Genomic DNA, 19,391 nt, shown 5'->3' with positions numbered 1-19,391 from the left:
AATTTAGTCGATAATATAAAAACAGCATGTTTAACAAAGAGGTTGCAGCTGCCATGTTAGGGATTATATTTTTTTTAGATTTTATGATTGTTTCACTTTCTATTTTTCTTTTGCGAAACCCAACCAATAAGAAGTTATATAAACTAGCACTAGGATCCTATATCGCTTTTTTCTTATTGTTTTTAACTCTATTTGTCTATTATGTAAATTCTGAAAACATGGTCGATGCTATAAAAAATCTAGTACAGAAAACATCATATAAAAATAAAGTTGAAGAGAGAAATTCGTCATCTAATTCAAAAGAACAAGTCCCGGTTAAATCAGCTCTCATTGATGCTCCCCTTCTCTCACAACTTCCAGAACTACCAAGGGGGTGCGAGGTAACAAGTCTGGCAATGCTTTTGAATCAAGCGGGAATCAATGTAGACAAGATGACACTAGCGAAGCAAATAAAGAAAAATCCAACCCCTTATCGAATACATAATGGAAAGGTATTTTATGGACATCCAAATGAAGGATTTGTTGGTGACATGTATACAAAAAAGAAACCGGGATACGGTGTCTATCATAAACCTATAAAAGAATTAGCCGAGATTTATTTACCTAACCAAATCGTTGATTTAACAGGACAATCATTTGAAGAAATATATAAATATTTGTCTAAAGGTACCCCAGTTTGGGTTATTACCAACACAACCTTTCGTGTACTCCCTCCGTCTGAATTTATGGAATGGCAGACCCCGCAAGGTCCTTATAAAAATAACATACCAGGAGCATTCCGTGTTAATCACCGGATACGATGAGAAATATATTTATTTTAATGACCCGTTGACAGGTACGAAAAATAAAAAAGCACCTAAGTCTGAATTTATTCTAGCTTGGATACAAATGGGTAAACAAGCTATTACCTATAACCGCAATTAATCGATTATAAGTAGTTTCAAAATTTTATCTGACTCCTATTAATGTCAAACAATGATTTAATCTTCGAACTTCTTCGTTTGAAAAAAATTTTAATATAATAATTTTTTCTCCACAAATTTTGCACATTTATTTTTTATGATGATGTTACTATGACTTACATCACAAGTTTATGGAGGGAAAGCGATGAAGAAATTATTGTTAGGAACTGTTTTGGCAGGAGTTGTTGCGATTGGTGCAGCTTGCTCAAATAATTCTTCGATGCAAGGACACGACATGTCCAACATGAATATGAAGGAAGAAAACACCGCACAGGACTCCAGTAAGAAACTGCCTTTGGCAACCAATACAGAAGTTTTATCCGGTAAAGAGATTAATCTTACTGCTAAGGAAGCGTTATTACAAATCAACGATCAAGTCAAACTTCCGGTCTACACGTACAATGGATCGGTACCCGGTGCGCAAATCCGCGTAAAGCAAGGGGATAATGTGAAAATTGTTTTAAAAAATGAATTGCCAGAACCGATCACGATTCACTGGCACGGCTACCCTGTTCCAAATAACCAAGATGGAGTACCGGGTGTCACGATGGACGCCATTAAACCGGGTGAAACGTTTACGTATGAATTTACAGCAACCGTGCCGGGAACGTATTTTTATCATTCCCATCAAAAAAGCGCCGAGCAAGTGGACAAGGGATTATACGGTACATTAATCGTAGAACCGAAAAATGAAGAAAAAGTAGATCGAGATTATACACTTGTGTTAGATGAATGGATGAGCAATCCGGATGAAGGAAATATGGATATGAGTGGAATGGATCATAGTAATATGAATAATGGAAATAGCTCTGATAATCAACAAATGGATATGAGCAGCATGGGCCATGATATGAATATGTATGATATTTTCACGATTAACGGGAAAAGCGGTTCCGCTGTCAAACCTTTAAAAGTGAAGAAAGGCGAAAAGGTGCGGCTTCGCCTTGTAAACGCAGGATACATGGCCCACAAACTTCACCTGCATGGTCATGAGTTTAAAATTGTCGCAACTGACGGGCAGCCGTTAAAAGATCCGCAACCAATCAAAGATGAACTTTTAAATATTGCTCCGGGTGAACGTTATGATATTGAATTTATCGCGAATAACCCGGGTGAATGGTTATTAGAATGTCATGGTGATATGGAAGGTACCGATGGCATGAAAGTGAAAATTCAATACGAAGACCAGACAAACAATACGGATAAAGAAAATGCAAAAGAAAACCTCCCTGTTGTGGATATGACAACATACGGAAAATATGAAGTAGGTCAATTTACACTAGACCAAAAATATGATGTAGAGTACACAATGGATTTAGGAACAGCCATGGGCAAAGATGGCATGGTCTACACGATTAATGGGAAAACGTATCCTGACACAGCGCCGATCAATGTGAAGACAGGAGATTTAGTAAAAGTAAAAATAGTGAACAATTCACCTATGGATGTACATCCGATGCATTTACACGGACATTTCTTCCAAGTATTAAGCAAAAACGGCAAGCCGGTCACAGGCTCTCCATTGATAAAGGATTCCTTAAATGTAAACCCTGGTGAAGAATATGTCGTCGCGTTTAAAGCGGATAATCCGGGAAATTGGATGTTCCATTGCCATGACTTGCACCATGCTTCAGCCGGAATGGTCACAGAAGTAAAATATACCGATTACAAATCGGACTATACCCCAGATCCGAATGACACAACGAATAAAGGTGAATAACGGCTTATTGTAGTAAGTAAAAGAGGCTGATTTCAAAAGGTCGATTTAGCAACCTTTTGAGACAGCCTCTTATTTTTTGTCCTTGGTTCGTATTTCCAGTATATTATTTTTTAGTTAGAAAAAAATAAAAATGAATTTAAATCAAAAGTCCTGCGGTAATATGTCAAGGTGAAAAATCATAGAAATTGGAAATTCCCTTGTCCGATGATCCGAAAAAAGGCAATACTGAAGAAACCCAGTATTGGTACATGTAATAAACTGGGTCTAAAGGTTGATATTGGTATACCAGATCGATCCTCTTATCGATCTTCCCCCTTTCTTGGCGTGTAGATTTGACCGTTGCGTAGCAGCGCATCGATCACACGCACGAGTTTTCTAGCGGTGAGGACGAGGGCTCGTTTATGTTGGTGTTTGGGCACTTCCTCATACTTCTTCCGGTAGTACGCACGAAACGTCGCATCATGCCGTTGCACCGAGTTGGCAGCCTCCACTAGGTAGTAACGGAGATAGCGATTGCCGGAACGAATGAGGGAGGTGTCCTCGGCTTGAAAACGGCCCGATTGGTGCTTGGACCATGTCAAGCCGGCATATTTTGCCAAGGCGGCCTGGTTGTGAAACCGCTCGATTTGCCCGATTTCGGCCAGGATGCCTGCGGTATAAACCGGTCCGATGCCTGGGATGGTTTGCAGTGTGTTCGGAATGCCTTCAAGATGGCGGGTAATGGCTTTATCGAGCTCTTTGAGCTGCGATTGCAGGCTGCGGATTGATTGAATCGACAGCCCTAACAGCAAGTCGATGGAATCCTCGACACACTTGGACAACCGATACGACGAACGGGCCGCCTTTTGAATCGACTTGGCGATGCATTCCGGATCGGCAAAGCGATTGCGCCCTTTTTGGCGCAGGAAGTCGGCCAACTGCTTGACATCCATTTGGCAGATGTCATCGAGGCTCCACGACTCAAGCAGCAGTTCGAGAATGGCATGTCCGAAGATCGAACTGTCCACCTCTTGGGTAAAGGAACTGCATTTGTAAAACAAGTGCTGGAGAAAATACTGTTTCTCACGGGTTAACTGGTGGACGAGATGATATCGCATGCGTGTCAGTCGCTGAAGCGCGAGAAACTGCTCCTTGAGGACAGCCGTCATCTTCAGACGGCCGAAGCGAAGCCGATCCGCAATGATCCAAGCATCGATGTCATCCGTTTTCTCCAAGTCGACATAGGCTTCTTTAAACTTGCGAATGAGCTTTGGATTGATCGTAAACACCTTGACGTTCCAAGCCTGCAAGGCCTCCTGCTGGTGGAAAAACATAGCTGGATGCCAACTGTAGACCGAGGTGGCTTCCATCCCGATCAGAATTTCGGTTGGCTTTCGCTTGTTAGCCCACAGGAGGATTTGATCCCGAAGGAAGGTGGCGCCCAGAAGATGATTATCCACTTTGAAGCGTGCGCACGTATTTCCTTCATGATCCATAATGCAGGTGGCTAAGTCGCGTGAGCTCACGTCGATCCCGACGTAGAGTTTCATGAGATCACCTCCTATTGTTGTAGGATCGAGGGGTAGGACTCTTCGGGATGCCCCCGGATCGCGCCTGTTGACCAGTCACCCTCGCATATGAGAACTCACGTTGGACCATGGGCTGCCCTGGAAGCTGCTCCTTCCAGCATGGGGAAAACCAACGGGAACAGCCTGCGGGTTAGACGTCCAAACAGGGGCCGAGGAGACAGACTTTACAAGTAGTCAAAGCTACAGGAGTGAGAAGAGTATCCCCGATGATCCTAAGACCATTATCCAGGAACATTGCGAAAAGTCCAACCCCGGTACGCTCAACCCTTTGTGGGAGGGGCGCGCCCCTCCCACAAAGGCAACCACCCAAGATATGCGATTGTCAAGGAGCGTATCGGACTGGAAATTCGATAAAAAAACTTTCTGAAACTTAGTATACGAGGAGTGATTATATATGACAACGGTTATTGATTCATCATTTCAACAATTTCAAACGTGTATTGATGCTTGTAACAAATGTGTGCAAGCATGTGAAGAATGTCTGACTTCATGTTTAAAAGAAGCTGATGTGCAAGCCAGAACTCATTGTATCAACATACTTCGGGACTGTGCGGACATTTGTGCTATGGCATCCCAATGGATGTCCCGTGGAAGTATGTATGCGAAACAGTTTTGTCAACTTTGTGCGACAATTTGCGATGCTTGTGCGGTTGAATGTGCAAAATTCCAAGATACACACTGTCAGGAATGTGCTAGTTTATGCCGTCAGTGCGCTGAAGAATGCCGTAAAATGTCATCATAATACTATTGTGAGAGGCTGACTCAAAAGGTCGCTGAATCGACCTTTTGAAGCCAGCATCTTCTTTCTTTTTTCTCTTTTTTGGTTATTATTGGATATTTGTCGAGAAAAATTGCTTCTGCCTCTTTCTTTTTCTCACTGTTTTTTCCTTGTCGGATCAGTGGCTGCCGCCCACTTTTTCAGATTGTGGGCAGCACAAACTAGACCCCATTCCAACGTGATTTTTGGGAGGCCTCTCAATGAAAACCGCTGAAATTGCTGATTATGCTTGATTTGCCCAAACACCGGCTCTGCTTCTGTTTGTCGCTTCCGGTACTTCGTGGCTCCTTCCTCGGTTGCCAACCGTTCTCGGATTTCCTGCGTTGTTTTTGGTTTTGGAGGGAGACGGTGATGGTTTTCGTTTCTTTTCCTTTCGCACACTCCGTCTGAAACGGACATCCCATGCAAGCGGTACAGCGATACGTGCGTTTGATCGATTCATAGCTGTTATCTGTCTTCTGCTTCCATTCATAAACGAAAACCAATCGCTCTCCTTTGGCACAAACCCACTTATCCAACTCCTTGTCATACGTCATATTCTCTGCTCGGCCGATTTCTTTCTGCCATGCTTTCGTTTATTCCCGTTCCAACGTATTGTACTTGATCAGCGCTGCGATCTTCTTTTCTTCGCAATACGTGTAGTTTTCCTCCCACCCATATCCCGAATCCGCGATGACTTGTTTTTGCATGGGCCGTCCATACGATGATAACGGTTGAAAATGTGGAATCAAACATCCGGTATCTCCGGCACGTTGATGAACGCTAAATCCAATGACGAATTGGTTTTCTGTCCCAATCTGCACATTGTATCCCGGTTTTAGCTGACCGTTTTTCATATGGTCCTCTTTCATCCGCATAAAGGTCGCATTCCGATCCGTTTTCGAAAAACTGTTCCGTTCGCCTAACACTTTTTTGTATTCTTCATATTTCTTCTTACAGGGGAGAAGATCTTGTTCCAATTGTCGTTTCGCTTTCTTTAACGTTCGATTCTTTGGATCTTTCTTGAGGCGTTGCTCGACTTGTTCCATCGTCGCCTCGATCGCTTCGGATGTAATCGGTGCTGCTTCCAGCTTTTCTTGAAAATCCAGCTCCTGTTCCGCCTTTTCATCCTCTTTGGTTACTTGCTCAATCGACGCTACAATTGTTGGAACTTTTCATCCAACTTCCGATCGTATCCTTCCGTCGACTTTCGCCAAACAAACGTGTACTGGTTGGCGTTGGCCTCGATTTTTGTTCCATCCAGAAAATAATCCTCTAACTTAACCAACCCTTCTTGACGAAGCGGATCGACAATGGAGAAAAAGGTTTCGTAAATGACTTCCTTCATCCGTTCTGATCGGAACCGGTTAACCGTCCGGAAATCCGGAGTCTGGCTGCCGGACAGCCATATGAAATAAATGTTTTCTTTCAGCTGTTTGGCGATCTAGCGGGAAGAGTAAATGGGATTGGCATACGCATACAAGATGACTTTGAACATCATTTTCGGATGATAAGAGGGCGCCCTCCGCCAGGGTAGAGGGAAGTAAAAAGAGTGGAGGCTCATTTTTTCCACTGCCATATCCACAATACGGCAAAGATGATGTTTTGGGATCAATACTTCAATATCCATTGGAAGAACTAGTTGATGTTGATGTGGTGTATAATGAATGTATATAAGAAAATCGTTCCTTTTTTTGCAGTGAGCGGTGGTGACTCTATGATACCAAAAGAGGAACAGTTTTCTTATTTTTTTGCGAAAAAAGGAGGGTGTCCGAAAAGCGAACAGCTACCGAACACTTTTGGGACACCCTCTTTATGTTATTTCACATCGTAACCTTGCTCTTCAATCGCTTCTTTCAGTTTTTCTACGCTTACTTTTGTTTCATCATAATCTACATCGACTGTACCTTCTTGCAAATGTACTTCGACGCGGCTGACGCCATCTAACGTTTGAAGTGCATTTGTCACCGCCGCTTTGCAATGTCCGCATGTCATTCCTTGTACTTGTAATGTAATCGTCATCATCCATTCCTCCTTAAATGTTTATATTTTCACGCGTTTCAAACGAAGCGCGTTTGTCACAACCGATACAGAGCTAAATGCCATCGCTGCCCCAGCGATCCAAGGTTCCAACAGCCCGAGAGCGGCTACAGGAATGCCAACTGTATTATAGAACAAAGCCCAGAACAGATTTTGCCGAATGTTTTTCATTGTTTTGCGGCTTAACTCAATCGCTTTCGGAATATGGGCTAAATCCCCACCGACCAAGGTAACATCGGCCGTTTCGATCGCGACATCCGCTCCTGTGCCAATCGCCATCCCAATATCCGCTTTCGCAAGAGCTGGAGCGTCATTAATTCCATCACCGACCATCGCGACTCGTTTCCCTTGTTTTTGCAATTCCTCGACGATTTTCGCTTTGTCTTCCGGCAGCACCTCTGCATAGACATGATCAATGTGCACTTGGTTTGCGATCGCTTCCGCTGTCCGTTTATTGTCTCCCGTTACCATGTACACTTCGATACCCATTTGTTTTAATGTTTGAATCGCTTCTTTGGAGCTTTCTTTTACTGTATCCGCGACAGCAATGATGCCGGCAAGCTGTCCATCGATGGCAACGAGCATGACTGTTTTCCCTTGTTTTTCAAGCTCTACCATTTTATCTTCATGCACAGAAATCTCTACAGAGCGCTCCTTCATCAATTTTCGCGTTCCAATAAGGATGCTTTTTCCGTCAATGACAGCTTCAATTCCGTGGCCGGTAATGGCAGAGAAATGCTCCAATGGCTTAATAGAAATTGCTTGTTTCTTCCCGTATTCAACAATCGCATGAGCCAACGGATGTTCCGAAGCGCTCTCGGCTGAAACGGCATAGTCAAGCATGTTTTCTTGGAATTGTAACACATCTGTCACTTCCGGTTTTCCTTTTGTCACTGTTCCTGTTTTATCCAGTAATACGGCATTGATTTTATGCGTTCCCTCTAGGTACTCACCTCCTTTAAAGAGAATTCCTTGTTCTGCCCCTTTGCCTGTACCGACCATAATCGATGTCGGCGTGGCAAGACCGAGCGCACAAGGACACGCAATGACAAGAACGGCGATGGCCACTTCAAGCGCTTTTGCCAAATCACCCGGCGCAACAAAGAAGTACCATATAATGAATGCAACGACAGCAATTCCGACAACAATCGGTACGAAAATGCCGGAAATGGTATCCGCCATCCGCTGAATCGGGGCTTTCGACCCTTGCGCCTCTTCAACGATTTTAATGATATTGGCCAGCGCGGTATCTTTTCCGACTTTTTCGGCACGAATGGTCAGTACGCCATTCGTATTCATCGTCGCCCCGATCACATAGTCGCCTTCCTTCTTATCAACTGGAATCGATTCACCAGTAATCATCGATTCATCTACGGAAGATGCCCCGGCGATGACCGTACCGTCTACCGGGATTTTTTCTCCTGGCTTGACAAGAATCGTATCGCCGATCACCACTTCCTCGAGCGGAACCTTTCTTTCCTCCCCATTACGGATGACAGTCGCTTCCTTTGCCTGAAGGCTCAACAGCTTAGAGATAGCTTCTGTTGTTCTCCCTTTCGCAAGATCCTCAAAGTATTTGCCGACAAGCACAAGCGTAATCAAGACGGCACTCGTTTCAAAATATAATCTTGGCATATATTCAGGATTCCCAAGCGTCCGAAAAGCTTCATACAAGCTGTAAAAGTACGCGGCTGATGTTCCAAGCGCCACTAGGACGTCCATGTTAGCGCTCTTGTTTCGTAACGCCCGGTACGCCCCGACATAGAAAGGACCGCCGATGTAGAACTGAACCGGTGTAGCTAAAAGAAGCTGGAACCACGGATTCATCAGCAGATGCGGCATCGGCAAGCCTATATCAAACGGCATATGGGCAAGCATCGTATAAAGCAGCGGCAACGATAAGATGATAGAAATCGCGAGTTGCCGTTGTTTTCGTTTCAGCCGCTCTTCTTTCCGGCCAGCATCGTCTTGTTCTTCGTTTCGAATCTGCCCCTTGTACCCAAGCTTTTTGATTTTTTCTAAAATGTCTTCGACAGATGTAACGCCTTCCTTGTATTCGACAACAGCACTGTTTGTCGCCAAGTTTACAGCAGCGCTTGTAACACCTTCCATCCGATTTAACCCTTTTTCAATCCGTGTCGCACATGCCGCACATGTCATTCCTTCAATATCAAGCGTCACTTTTTCTGTCGCGACACCATACCCCAAATTCTCAATTTTCGTTTCGATATCGGCGATCGTTTGCTTCGATGGATCATATTTAATCGTTGCTTTTTCCATTGCCAAATTGACATTGGCTTCTACTCCATCCATCTTATTTAATACTTTCTCAATCCGATTGGCACACGCGGCACATGTCATGCCGGTCACTCTAAGTGTGACATGCTTTTGTTCACTCATAATGCTTCCCACTCCTTTCACTTTGAGAACTGTTTAATGACATCCATTAATTCGCGAATGGATTCTTCTCCGCTTCCTTCGCGAATCGCTTTCGACACACAATGGCCAACATGACGTTCTAGCAAGTTCAATCCTACTTTATTTAACGCTGCCGTGATCGCTGAAATTTGCACTAAAATATCAATACAATAACGATTGTCCTCCACCATTTTTTGCACACCGCGCACTTGTCCTTCAATGCGCTTCAAGCGCTTGATAATGCTTTCGATTTCCTGTTCCGTTCGTGGAACCATTTTTTTATCCATATTATGATCTTCACAATGGTTCATAAAACATCACCTCTTCAATTACATTATACCGGTAATGGGTATAAAGCGCAACTAGGATATCTCACAAATCATGTTCGCCAACAATCCATAATAAACACTAAGTAGGAAAAATCCAATTTTCCACAAAAAATTCACAATTTTATTTTACAGTATCGTTATCAAGATTGAAGAGAGAGGATCGATCAATATGAACGATATCAATGTATTTCTAGCTTTCGGAGCGGGATTACTGTCTTTTATATCCCCTTGTTGTTTACCGCTATATCCAGCTTTTTTATCTTACATTACTGGGGTATCCGTTGATGAAATAAAGAAAGAAAATGGGATGCTTCAAAAACGCGCAATACTCCATACATTCTTTTTCTTGCTCGGTTTTTCCGTCATCTTCATCGCTATTGGTTTTGGTACTTCTGTAATAGGAAAACTATTCGTTGATTACCAAGATTTAATCAGACAAATTAGTGCCTTGTTCATTATCTTTTTTGGTCTCGTCATTTTAGGTGTATTTTCACCTTCCTTTATGATGAAAGATAAACGGTTAGTTTTCCGCAACAAGCCTTCCGGTTATTTTGGCTCTATTTTAATTGGCATAGGATTCGCAGCGGGCTGGACTCCCTGCTCAGGTCCAATTCTTGTATCAGTGATCGCGTTAGCAGCTACCAAACCGAGTGCAGCTATGTTATATATGTTCGCATATGTATTAGGGTTTGCTGTACCTTTTTTCATCATGTCATTTTTTATCAGCAAGTTGAATTGGATAAAAAGATATAACGCTGTCATCGTCAAAGTCGGAGGGGTTCTTATGATTATCATGGGAATTATGCTGTTTTTTGATTGGATGACAAAGATCATTATCTTTTTTACAGGTTTGTTTGGTGGGTTCACAGGTTTTTAATATACTCCCGAAATCCCCCCTTGAGTGAATAGCAACAATTCTTGTTACTGTCCACTCAGGAGGGATCATTATTTAGTTTTTATTGAATATTCGAGATCATGCGATCCATCGTTTCATAAGACATAGGACCTATATACTTATCTCTAATAACCCCGTTTTTATCGATGATATACGAAGTGGGGATCGTTATTGCACCGTATAGATTTCCAATTTCCCCTTGCTCATCAAGCACAACTTTAAATGTCACTCCCTTATTTTTCACAAAATCGTTCACCGCATCAGGACCTCTTTCGCTATTCGTTAAGTTGACTGCTAAAATTTCTACATTGTTATTTTTATTGTTTTCGTAGAACTTTTGCATTTCTGGCATTTCAGCTCTACAAGGCGGACACCAAGTAGCCCAAAAATTCAATATCACCGTTTTTCCACGCAAATCAGACAATTTTATTTTATCCCCTGTAATTGAAAGTAATTCAAAATCCGGGGCAACTTCTCCTTTATTCGTGCCGATTTTTCCCGAATCCAATGAAGTAGACACGACCGGCTTTGGTTTGATCTTTCCTTCTTCCTGTTGATTGTTAAAAACAGAAGCTACAGCAATACTTACCATCATCACACCTAAAGCGAGTTGGGTCATTGCGTTTCTCCGCCCCTTGTTCTCGTCCCCAAGAGCCGCTTCTCTTTCTCGCCTCTCTAACCAATATGAAATACATATAAAAACGATAACGAGAGAGCCATACAACCATACTTCTTTTGATATGATTCCTGTATTTACAAAATATTTTTTATACAGGGCTAGTTCGAATTGAATGAGATGGAACCATATAAGAAGTTGCAATAAAGTTTTTTGAATTTTGACTCGTGATGCTACTATAAAAAAACAAATCGCTACTATTGCTTGCAAAATGATGAAATAATTTTGGGAATTTTCCATTACTCGAATCCATGCAAAAGTACTAAAATAGCCAAAATATACCGGAACTACTGCTCGTGTGTAAGAAGCCACAGGAATATTCTGCTTTTTTACGTATAACCAAGTATAGACCGTGATAAAAACAATCCCCATACTAATGCCAACATATCCCCCGTTAAAATAAAGGATTGTCATCGGATTTTGTAAAACTGAATTCGGATGTAAAAAGACATAACTAAATTTCCAAATGAGTACACCGTTAATAAAACTGTTAAAAATTAAATCCATGATGTTTCGTTCTATTTTTAATATCTTAATGCCGTAATAAAACATAACATAGCTAATCAGTAAGCTGCTTACGAGCAAAAGATTTTCGCCTTGAACTACAATATTGCCGAATTGCAATACGCATCCCTCCAAAATTTTATGTAGTTGGCTTATTATAAATAAAAAATATGAATTTATTATGGAGATAAAAAGAAGTTGTTGACAATGCAATCAACAACTTCCTTCATCTATATGAAATGAAAAAAGGGGGGAGCAATGGTAAATCGCATCTCCTGTATACAATATAACGACTACAATTTTTTGGATAGCTGTTCAAATTCATCTAAAGAGATCTCTCCTTTGGCTAATCGTACTTTCAATATTTCTATCGGAGAGAGTTCTTCTTTACGACCATTGATAAAACGATATAAGAGATAAAAACCAACGGCGATTAATACAACCCAAAATAACATGATCCCAACCATCATGAAAGAACCGCCAAACATCATTGAGTTTCCCTCCCTCCTTTTCCTAACTTTAAAACCAATAAGTGATCGTATCTAATATACCAAGTAAAACCATCACGATTCCGGCTGTTTTCTGAACAATCCCCCCTACTTGTCTTCCTTTTTTCATTACAGTGCCGCTAAATCCTAAGTACCAAAGGATAAAGATAAAGAAAATAACAGGTACAGAAGTTCCAACGGCAAAGATGCTCGGTAATAGTACCCCATAAGACGTTGAATAGACGAGAGGCATGAGAGTGACAAAAAACAGCACAAACATCGTTGGACAAAAAGCTAATGAAAAGCCAAATCCCATGAAAAACGAACCGATTTTTCCTTTTCGCCATCTCTCAGGCACTTTGAACAAGGTAACGTTCCAATACATTTTAAAAAGCCCTAACAAATATAAGCCTACAAGAATGAGAATGGGACCAATAAGCTTTCTTAACCACGGAAAATACAATGTTAGCGTACTTTGAATCTCTTTCCCCATCAGCCAAACGATGAAACCTAAACCGGAAAAAGCAATAATTTTACCAAAAATAAATAGGAACAACTCTTTCCACGCAATTCCTTTTTGCAAGGACTGATTACTGTATAAAGTGATCGCTCCTAAATTACCAGTGAGTTGACACGGAGCCATCGCTCCCACTATTCCAAGAAGAAAGGCTGACAAAATGGGAATCTCTGTCATGCTATTTGCCATATTAAGAAACGGTTGACTTAGAAAGTTACTTATTTGACTCAAGAACGAATACATCCTTCTTCTCACCTTCTTCTCTATCTGATGTCTATATTGTAGCAATGAATTTTGCAGAAATTGTGGAGTGGTATATTTTAAGCAAAAAGACATGCCTCCGCATGTCTTTTATTAAAAATTTATTTTCCCTTTCGATGCTATCCTTGTCCAGCTTTCACCGTTATTTTTTGTCATGAAAATATCCCCGTTCATGGTGGCGATCACAATTTCCTTCTCATTTTTCGGATTAGAGGCCATATACATGATATGGTCTTTTTCATCGAGCGTAGGAACAGAAAGAACTTCCTCTTGTTTTGTGTCTAATGATTGTTTGATTAGGATAGGTTTATCGTTCTCTACAGCTGCAAATACAATGAATTTTTCTTGGAACGCAAACGTCGTCGTATTGATTTTTCGAGTAAACCGTTCAAACGTATTCCCATTATCTCTCGAAACAAAAATTCCTTCCGATGTACTAATTCCGACCATATTTTCGTCCGTTGGATGGGCAGCAATCGTTCCCGCTGCAGTTTGCGGCAGGCCGTTCAATTGACTTGGCGACCACGTTTTGCCGTCGTCTTTACTGTAAAATACCCCTTGTCCGAGCGTTTTATTTTCTTCTTGGTTCACAACATAAATGGTATGGCTTTTATAGCCAACTGTCATATAATGAAAATCAGATTCTTTATAAAATCCTAAATTCATCAATGTTTGTCCATTATCAAAACTTTTCACAAGACCAAGTGGATTTCCTAAAGATGAACCTTCTTCCGGATGCCCTGATGAATAAAAGCCGTCGTCTGTAGCCGAAAAGCCCATATAATCATGCTTATTAGAAATCGTTTCATACCACTTATTATTTTGGTAAACAAGTAAACCTTCATGTGTAGCAAAGTAAATCGCATTTTGGTTGCCTGCATAACCGATTCCATGTAAATGCTCGATCTTTCCTTCTTTTTTTTCTTGAAAGAAAGGATTATTGGTAACAGATACATTCGATTTTGCTTGTTCTTTGCTTGTAATAAAGGCCTGCTCTTTTTCGTTGGATGATGAACAAGCGCTTAGAAGAAGAATGGATGATGTAATGATGATTGCTTTCGTCATTTTTGTCATGGTCGACTCTCCTTTGTATAATGTAGATTTCGCACATTTTATAACAGATATTTGCAGAATGTATGGAATTGCAAACCCCTTTTTCATTCGTTTAAGCCTTTTTTCGAGTGATTTTCTTCCAAGTAAATCATTAGCATTGCATAAATATAGTTAGAATTTTCTGTTAATTAATTTTTGTGAATTTGTGCCAAAAAGACAAAACCTAAAGAAAGGTGGCACTGCCCATTTGGTAAATATATACAGTTAAACCAGAGCGACAACGACAAAAGGGAGATTATGGACTGGCTCGCCCATCAAATTTTCGCAACCAAACATAAGCTGGTTTCCACAGAGCTCTCTTTAACCAACGAGTAATTCGAAGTAGGGATTTCTTACTTTTCATCTCCAATTGAATGAGAACATGTAAGCAATACGTGATAAGGGCTAAGAAAATTTGATTTTGAATAGCTGTTTCACTCATTCCATAAAAGTGCTTAATTTCTACGTGTTGCTTGAGCCATTTGAAAAAGAGTTCAATAGCCCAGCGAGATCGGTAAATATCACTTATCTCTTCTGGTTTTAAATCAAATCGGTTGGTGATGAAACGAAGTAAGTTCCCTTTTGTGTCCATAACTTCTAGTAGACGATAGACATTTTCAGTACGATTTTGTGTGGTACCAATGTAGACCATTTTATCGGATAGAACGTGACAATCATCAGGAAGTGAAAATGTATAGACTTCACGAATGACTGCGTTTTTCTTCAGTCTTGAAACGAAGAAATAGCCATCATCTGTCATCCGGTCAAAACGTTCATAGTCCACATAACCGCGGTCAAACACATACATGGCTTCTTGATCATCCACTAGGACTTCGAGTTGATTTCGGTCATGTTCTTTTGCTGTCGTAATCACTGCTTTTTCAGGATAGACGGTGTCTTGATCCATGAAAACGAGCCGTAAGTGTAGCTTTACACCAGCTTTTGTTTTACGGAATTTTGCCCATTTATAATGGGTCAAATTCAACGGGAGTGTACTTGAATCAATGATTTTCAGTGGCATATTCTTTCCGTTTTGATAATGGTACCGTTGAATTTTCCAAACAAGATCCAAGAACAAATTGGCAAGAATGAGTGGGTGGATCTGATTGTTTTTTCGGGATAGCTGAGAGGCACTTATCGATTCAAATCCGAGTGCTTTTTGAAGATCTTCGTCTACAAGTGCATCACTCATTTCCTCTAAGCTCGTAAATTCGAGCAGCTGGGCTACCAATAAAAGTTTAATATAGGCTTCTGTTGTCAGCTTTTTTGTGTAATCGTCCTGTTTCAATTCTTTGACTTGTTCGCTAAGTTTTTGAATATTTATGGGTGAAACCCATTTACCAAATGATGAAATTAGTGTATTCTTGTCCATAATGGTTATCCTTTACGATTGGATTTGGACAGGAACCACCTGTACTTCCATTGTAAAGGATTTTTTTGTTTCGAAATCAATAAAAAATTGAACATTCTTAGTATTTTGAATCATCAGATTTAATTACTGCAATGCTAGTGCAAGTAAATATAAATAAAAAAACAGATAGAAGTGTCGATATCACTTTCCCTTGCCATGTCCAATTCATCACTTGATAAACCGAATATGCCTCTAACAAAAGTGCTGGCAGCTTTCCAAGCGAGCTGGCAATGATAAAGATCAGTAAGGAGGTGTGTCCGATCGCTGCCACAAACGTCACAAGTCCCGACGGAACAAAAGGAAGAAGACGCAAAGACAAAATAAGCGAAAAGGCTTCTACCCCTTCTGCCTCAAGCAAACGTTTCACTTTCGGATAGGAAAACCATTTCGTTTCCGAAAGTTTGTGAAATCCTTTTCGATATAAAACGAAAGAAACAATCGCCCCAACAGCTTCCCCTACAAACGATAAAAAGGTGCCTTTCCAAAAACCGAATACCGCCAAGTTAGCTGCAGTGAGAAATACGCTCGGTACAACGCCTAAAATACTGATCACAATATTGATCGCAATACTAATGAGATAAGCAACGCTTTCATATGTATGAAACAATGTAATGAGCTTCTCTTCCATTTCTTTTTACCTTATCCCCCCATTTATATCCTACACCCCAAACGGTTTGCAGAAATTGATCGATCGGAAAACCGGCTTGGCGGAGCTTCTCGCGAATATTTTTGACATGCGAATCGATTGTCCGTTCTTCTGTATTGGCGTTATACCCCCATAATGTCACGATGAGTTGCTCTCGGCTAAATACCCTGTTTGGATTTTTGAGAAAAAGTCCTAAAATGGCAAACTCTTTTGGCGTGAGAAAAATATCGTGCCCAGCATATTGGACTTTATGCTGCGCTTCATCCCAAACTAAGCCGTTAAACTCCAGTTTCGCTTGTTTTCCTACAGAACGGCGCAATACCGCTTCGATCCGAGCGAGCAGCTCAGATTCGTCAAATGGTTTTGTAATATAATCATCTGCTCCGATTTTCAACCCTTGAACAACATCTGTCGTTTCTCCTCTTGCTGTTACCATAATAATTGGGACATTCGAAAACTCTCGTATTTGTTTGCACATTTCCCATCCGTCCATCTCTGGCATCATCACATCAAGCAAAACGAGGTCCGCTTTATTGTTTTCCAAATAGCGGATCGCCGCTACCCCTGACTCGCATTTCACACAACGGTACCCTTTCGGTGCAAGATACAGCTCTAATAAATCCAACATTCGTTTTTCGTCATCAACCAATAAAACCGTGTACACCTTCATCCCCTCCTGGCAATGTAATGATCATGTTTGTCCCTTTTCCGAATTGGCTCGTTGCGTAAATCGAACCGCCGTGCGCTTCGACAATTTCTTTCACAATCGCCAAGCCTAATCCCGTCCCTCCGCCTGTTCTCGATCTTGATTTATCCACCCTGTAAAATCGTTCAAAAATATGCGGCAAATCTGCTTCAGGAATTCCTATTCCTTCGTCGGAAATCATGATCATCACGTTCTTTTTCTCCATTCTTACATCAATGGAAACGGTAGAACCTTGATGAGAATATTTTAACGCATTGTCCAAAAGATTCATCATCACTTGCTCAAAACGCTGTCGATCAATATGGACAGTAATGTCTTCATCACAGCGGTAGACAAGCGACATATTTTTCGCCTGAAACGCGGGATACATTTTCACGTATACTTTTTTTAAAAAAAGGCACAGTGGAGTTGGCTCTTTCTCGATTTGAAACGAATGTTGATCCATTTTCGCAAGCTCAAACAAGTCTTTCACTAATTTTTGCATATGCTCTGCTTCCTCATAAATAATGGACAAATATTTTGCTCTTTCTTCCTCCTCGAGCGTTGGCCTTCTTGCAATGTCCGCATATCCTTTGACATACGTGAGCGGAGTACGAAGTTCATGAGAAATACTAGCGAGAAATTCGTTTCTTTCTTTTTTTAAGTATTCTAAATCCTTTGCCAATGTTTGAATCGCTTTTCCTAACTGTGCCAACTCATCTTCTCCTTTTACTTGCAGGCGGACAGAAAAGTCCCCCTTGCTCAGTTTTTCGGTCGCTTGTTTCATCCGAATGAGCGGAATCGTAATGACTCTTGATAAAAAAGCAATCGTCATAATGGTCAAAAAGACGGAAAGAATGCCCACGACTAGAAAATGATGTTTTAGCCTATCAATCATGTTTTGAATGGAAGCCGTATGCTGAAACATGTACACATACCCTTTGATCTTGCCGTCAATCCGAATCGGGCTTACTGTCGAAATATACGACTCTCTTTGCCAATTTTTTTGCACAATCATTCCGCCATAGGGAATGTTTTTATTTGATTTTTTTATTACTCTTTTAGCAAATGGTAAAATATGATCTGAAAAATATAGTATCTTCCCCTTGTCATTGGTAATAACGACGTCGGTCTCCGCTTCCGACTCCATCATGGTGACATGTTCTAACGTAGAAGGGTGATAGCTTTTTTCCAATACATCACGGTGATTGTTCCCTCTCGCTAACAGCTGCTCAAATTCTTCATTAATTCTAGCGTTAACGAGTGTCACATATAACGACGCAAATAAAACCGTTTCGATTCCTAACACAAAGACAAAAAATAATAGCCCTAACTTAAACGAAATTTTTCGCACTTTTGTCCCTTCCTTATAAGAGCTCATTATTGCTTTTATGTAGAGCGCTTTTTATTTTACAACATAAATTTGCAGAATCGATGGATTTTACAGTGAAAAATACACACGAATATTACCTTGCAAATATCAAATATCATACAACAATAGGCGGACGAAAAAAACACTGTAGTTTTAAGCCTACAGTGTTTCAATAACTGATCTTTACATCATATATCCTTGTTTCATCATTTGTTGATTCGTTTTGCTATTATTCATCATATGTTCCATCATTTGATCCATATTTTTAGTATTTCGACACTGTTCATACATTTTTTGTAATTGTTCCTCTGATAAATTTGGATGCATTTGTTTCATCATTGGCAACATTTCTTTCCAATCATTATTATCATTTTTATTTGCTGCAAAAACAGCTGTAGCTAATACAAAAGCTGAAACAAGGACGAACAAACCTGAAATAAGTTTTTTCATTTTCAACACCTCCATCCTTTTCTGGTTTTAGAATAAAGGAAAAGTATGGAGAAAGTGTTCATAAACATTTACAAATTTTTGTCGCGAATTATCATTAGTAATTAGATATTTTCAAAAATCGATTAGAATTTCTAATGGCCTAATGGCTCTGTCATCATAATCATACTTTGTTGCTTACATGTTTCTTAAACAACATGAATCATTACAAATTAGCTTGTAGAAGTTGTATGTGATGATATGCGAATAATTCAAGAACCTTTGATGTTAGTTGAATGCCATATGTTTGCATCATCATATTAACACCACAAGTTTCAAAAATCGAGTAGGAGGGAGCGATTAACTCCCGTCCTCTCACACCACCGTACGTACGGTTCCGTATACGGCGGTTCAATTAAGATAATTGACGCAAGTCTTTATAACTTCCGTGAATAGCTGTTCTCTTTATGCCAGTGGTCACTCCACCCTCCAAGAGGTCTCCCACGGGATTCACCGCTTCCTTCCTCAAGTGAGGTACTACGTTTTCTGTGTTCATCATGACTCACTGAATGCCAAGGGCTATTCTCTCTTAATTGTTCGGTCCTTCTTAGTAGTTCTAAACCA

General features: G+C 40.7%; 19 protein-coding genes and 2 pseudogenes. 4 read left to right on the top strand and 17 right to left on the bottom strand.

The annotated features are described in order from the left end of the window. The first annotated feature begins 53 nt into the window (after positions 1-53). Together ACVIJU_RS08515 and ACVIJU_RS08510 are read left to right on the top strand one after the other, a co-directional pair. Positions 54-924, top strand: a pseudogene (locus tag ACVIJU_RS08515) (C39 family peptidase). Positions 925-1,107: 183 nt separating this feature from the next. Next, the gene (locus ACVIJU_RS08510; protein WP_063388937.1) at positions 1,108-2,682 is read left to right on the top strand and encodes a multicopper oxidase family protein; all 1,575 of its coding nucleotides are present in this window, start codon (positions 1,108-1,110) and stop codon (positions 2,680-2,682) included. 299 nt (positions 2,683-2,981) lie between these two features. Here ACVIJU_RS08510 and ACVIJU_RS08505 read toward each other — a convergent pair whose 3' ends face one another. Next, complete coding sequence (locus ACVIJU_RS08505) at positions 2,982-4,211, bottom strand: IS110 family RNA-guided transposase (RefSeq protein ID WP_027725928.1); 1,230 nt, start codon at positions 4,209-4,211, stop codon at positions 2,982-2,984. 433 nt (positions 4,212-4,644) lie between these two features. Here ACVIJU_RS08505 and ACVIJU_RS08500 point away from each other — a divergent pair, with 433 nt between their 5' ends. Further along, positions 4,645-4,992, top strand: a complete 348-nt coding sequence (locus tag ACVIJU_RS08500) for a four-helix bundle copper-binding protein (protein ID WP_063389307.1) — start codon at positions 4,645-4,647, stop codon at positions 4,990-4,992. A 132-nt stretch (positions 4,993-5,124) separates the two neighbouring features. Here ACVIJU_RS08500 and ACVIJU_RS08495 read toward each other — a convergent pair whose 3' ends face one another. The 7 genes and pseudogenes from ACVIJU_RS08495 to ACVIJU_RS08465 all read right to left on the bottom strand — a co-directional run bounded on the left by ACVIJU_RS08495 (position 5,125) and on the right by ACVIJU_RS08465 (position 9,776). Then, positions 5,125-5,427 carry a transposase gene (locus ACVIJU_RS08495; RefSeq protein WP_430732327.1) on the bottom strand — a complete coding sequence of 101 codons (303 nt, stop codon included), beginning with the start codon at positions 5,425-5,427 and terminating at the stop codon, positions 5,125-5,127. Positions 5,428-5,468: 41 nt separating this feature from the next. After that, positions 5,469-5,564, bottom strand: a pseudogene (locus ACVIJU_RS08490) (hypothetical protein); the annotation flags it as partial. A 39-nt stretch (positions 5,565-5,603) separates the two neighbouring features. Further along, positions 5,604-6,056 (bottom strand): transposase, encoded by a 453-nt coding sequence (locus ACVIJU_RS08485; protein WP_430732326.1) that lies wholly within the window; start codon positions 6,054-6,056, stop codon positions 5,604-5,606. Positions 6,057-6,163: 107 nt separating this feature from the next. Beyond that, entirely contained in the window at positions 6,164-6,355 is a 192-nt protein-coding gene (locus ACVIJU_RS08480; protein WP_430732325.1) for a hypothetical protein, read from the bottom strand. Between the two features lie 470 nt (positions 6,356-6,825). Continuing rightward, the gene (copZ, locus tag ACVIJU_RS08475; RefSeq protein WP_035019187.1) at positions 6,826-7,029 is read right to left on the bottom strand and encodes a copper chaperone CopZ; all 204 of its coding nucleotides are present in this window, start codon (positions 7,027-7,029) and stop codon (positions 6,826-6,828) included. Positions 7,030-7,050: 21 nt separating this feature from the next. Then, a complete protein-coding gene (locus tag ACVIJU_RS08470) occupies positions 7,051-9,447 on the bottom strand; it encodes a heavy metal translocating P-type ATPase (RefSeq protein WP_456687479.1) in 2,397 nt (798 codons plus the stop codon). A gap of 17 nt (positions 9,448-9,464) precedes the next feature. Further along, positions 9,465-9,776: a metal-sensing transcriptional repressor gene (locus tag ACVIJU_RS08465; protein WP_043968499.1), complete on the bottom strand. Its 312-nt coding sequence runs from the start codon at positions 9,774-9,776 to the stop codon at positions 9,465-9,467. Between the two features lie 187 nt (positions 9,777-9,963). On the opposite strand from ACVIJU_RS08465, the gene ACVIJU_RS08460 reads away from it, so the two are divergent. Continuing rightward, positions 9,964-10,671, top strand: coding sequence for a cytochrome c biogenesis protein CcdA (locus tag ACVIJU_RS08460; protein WP_063389301.1), 708 nt, complete (start codon positions 9,964-9,966; stop codon positions 10,669-10,671). Positions 10,672-10,750: 79 nt separating this feature from the next. Here ACVIJU_RS08460 and ACVIJU_RS08455 read toward each other — a convergent pair whose 3' ends face one another. From ACVIJU_RS08455 to ACVIJU_RS08415, 9 genes are all read right to left on the bottom strand, one after another. After that, positions 10,751-12,004, bottom strand: coding sequence for a TlpA disulfide reductase family protein (locus ACVIJU_RS08455; protein ID WP_117017596.1), 1,254 nt, complete (start codon positions 12,002-12,004; stop codon positions 10,751-10,753). Between the two features lie 158 nt (positions 12,005-12,162). Then, positions 12,163-12,360, bottom strand: coding sequence for an SHOCT domain-containing protein (locus ACVIJU_RS08450; RefSeq protein WP_047817980.1), 198 nt, complete (start codon positions 12,358-12,360; stop codon positions 12,163-12,165). Between the two features lie 28 nt (positions 12,361-12,388). Continuing rightward, complete coding sequence (locus tag ACVIJU_RS08445) at positions 12,389-13,117, bottom strand: urease accessory protein UreH domain-containing protein (RefSeq protein ID WP_047817979.1); 729 nt, start codon at positions 13,115-13,117, stop codon at positions 12,389-12,391. A 111-nt stretch (positions 13,118-13,228) separates the two neighbouring features. After that, complete coding sequence (locus ACVIJU_RS08440) at positions 13,229-14,209, bottom strand: F510_1955 family glycosylhydrolase (RefSeq protein WP_063389313.1); 981 nt, start codon at positions 14,207-14,209, stop codon at positions 13,229-13,231. A gap of 274 nt (positions 14,210-14,483) precedes the next feature. Then, positions 14,484-15,599, bottom strand: coding sequence for an IS4 family transposase (locus tag ACVIJU_RS08435; RefSeq protein WP_456687478.1), 1,116 nt, complete (start codon positions 15,597-15,599; stop codon positions 14,484-14,486). A gap of 97 nt (positions 15,600-15,696) precedes the next feature. Further along, a complete protein-coding gene (locus tag ACVIJU_RS08430) occupies positions 15,697-16,266 on the bottom strand; it encodes a TVP38/TMEM64 family protein (protein ID WP_063389156.1) in 570 nt (189 codons plus the stop codon). Next, positions 16,229-16,948: a response regulator transcription factor gene (locus ACVIJU_RS08425; protein WP_063389157.1), complete on the bottom strand. Its 720-nt coding sequence runs from the start codon at positions 16,946-16,948 to the stop codon at positions 16,229-16,231. Before ACVIJU_RS08425 ends, ACVIJU_RS08430 begins: the two co-directional genes overlap by 38 nt. Then, entirely contained in the window at positions 16,926-18,323 is a 1,398-nt protein-coding gene (locus ACVIJU_RS08420; RefSeq protein WP_063389158.1) for a sensor histidine kinase, read from the bottom strand. Before ACVIJU_RS08420 ends, ACVIJU_RS08425 begins: the two co-directional genes overlap by 23 nt. Before the next feature lie 201 nt (positions 18,324-18,524). Continuing rightward, entirely contained in the window at positions 18,525-18,791 is a 267-nt protein-coding gene (locus ACVIJU_RS08415; protein ID WP_043968129.1) for a hypothetical protein, read from the bottom strand. Positions 18,792-19,391 lie beyond the last annotated feature (600 nt).

The organism is Aeribacillus sp. SP014, from assembly GCF_054055575.1.
Note: the sequence above shows the minus strand (reverse complement) of the source record. Positions and strands in the feature narration are given on the sequence as shown.

Excerpts from the sequence above, each read along its gene's own strand:
- ACVIJU_RS08510 (WP_063388937.1), top strand. The coding sequence starts at position 1,108 with ATGAAGAAATTATTGTTAGGAACTGTTTTGGCAGGAGTTGTTGCGATT.
- ACVIJU_RS08505 (WP_027725928.1), bottom strand. The coding sequence starts at position 4,211 with ATGAAACTCTACGTCGGGATCGACGTGAGCTCACGCGACTTAGCCACC.
- ACVIJU_RS08500 (WP_063389307.1), top strand. The coding sequence starts at position 4,645 with ATGACAACGGTTATTGATTCATCATTTCAACAATTTCAAACGTGTATT.
- ACVIJU_RS08495 (WP_430732327.1), bottom strand. The coding sequence starts at position 5,427 with ATGTCCGTTTCAGACGGAGTGTGCGAAAGGAAAAGAAACGAAAACCAT.
- ACVIJU_RS08485 (WP_430732326.1), bottom strand. The coding sequence starts at position 6,056 with ATGGAACAAGTCGAGCAACGCCTCAAGAAAGATCCAAAGAATCGAACG.
- ACVIJU_RS08480 (WP_430732325.1), bottom strand. The coding sequence starts at position 6,355 with ATGAAGGAAGTCATTTACGAAACCTTTTTCTCCATTGTCGATCCGCTT.
- copZ (WP_035019187.1), bottom strand. The coding sequence starts at position 7,029 with ATGACGATTACATTACAAGTACAAGGAATGACATGCGGACATTGCAAA.
- ACVIJU_RS08470 (WP_456687479.1), bottom strand. The coding sequence starts at position 9,447 with ATGAGTGAACAAAAGCATGTCACACTTAGAGTGACCGGCATGACATGT.
- ACVIJU_RS08465 (WP_043968499.1), bottom strand. The coding sequence starts at position 9,776 with ATGAACCATTGTGAAGATCATAATATGGATAAAAAAATGGTTCCACGA.
- ACVIJU_RS08460 (WP_063389301.1), top strand. The coding sequence starts at position 9,964 with ATGAACGATATCAATGTATTTCTAGCTTTCGGAGCGGGATTACTGTCT.
- ACVIJU_RS08450 (WP_047817980.1), bottom strand. The coding sequence starts at position 12,360 with ATGATGTTTGGCGGTTCTTTCATGATGGTTGGGATCATGTTATTTTGG.
- ACVIJU_RS08445 (WP_047817979.1), bottom strand. The coding sequence starts at position 13,117 with ATGTATTCGTTCTTGAGTCAAATAAGTAACTTTCTAAGTCAACCGTTT.
- ACVIJU_RS08440 (WP_063389313.1), bottom strand. The coding sequence starts at position 14,209 with ATGACAAAAATGACGAAAGCAATCATCATTACATCATCCATTCTTCTT.
- ACVIJU_RS08435 (WP_456687478.1), bottom strand. The coding sequence starts at position 15,599 with ATGGACAAGAATACACTAATTTCATCATTTGGTAAATGGGTTTCACCC.
- ACVIJU_RS08430 (WP_063389156.1), bottom strand. The coding sequence starts at position 16,266 with ATGGAAGAGAAGCTCATTACATTGTTTCATACATATGAAAGCGTTGCT.
- ACVIJU_RS08415 (WP_043968129.1), bottom strand. The coding sequence starts at position 18,791 with ATGAAAAAACTTATTTCAGGTTTGTTCGTCCTTGTTTCAGCTTTTGTA.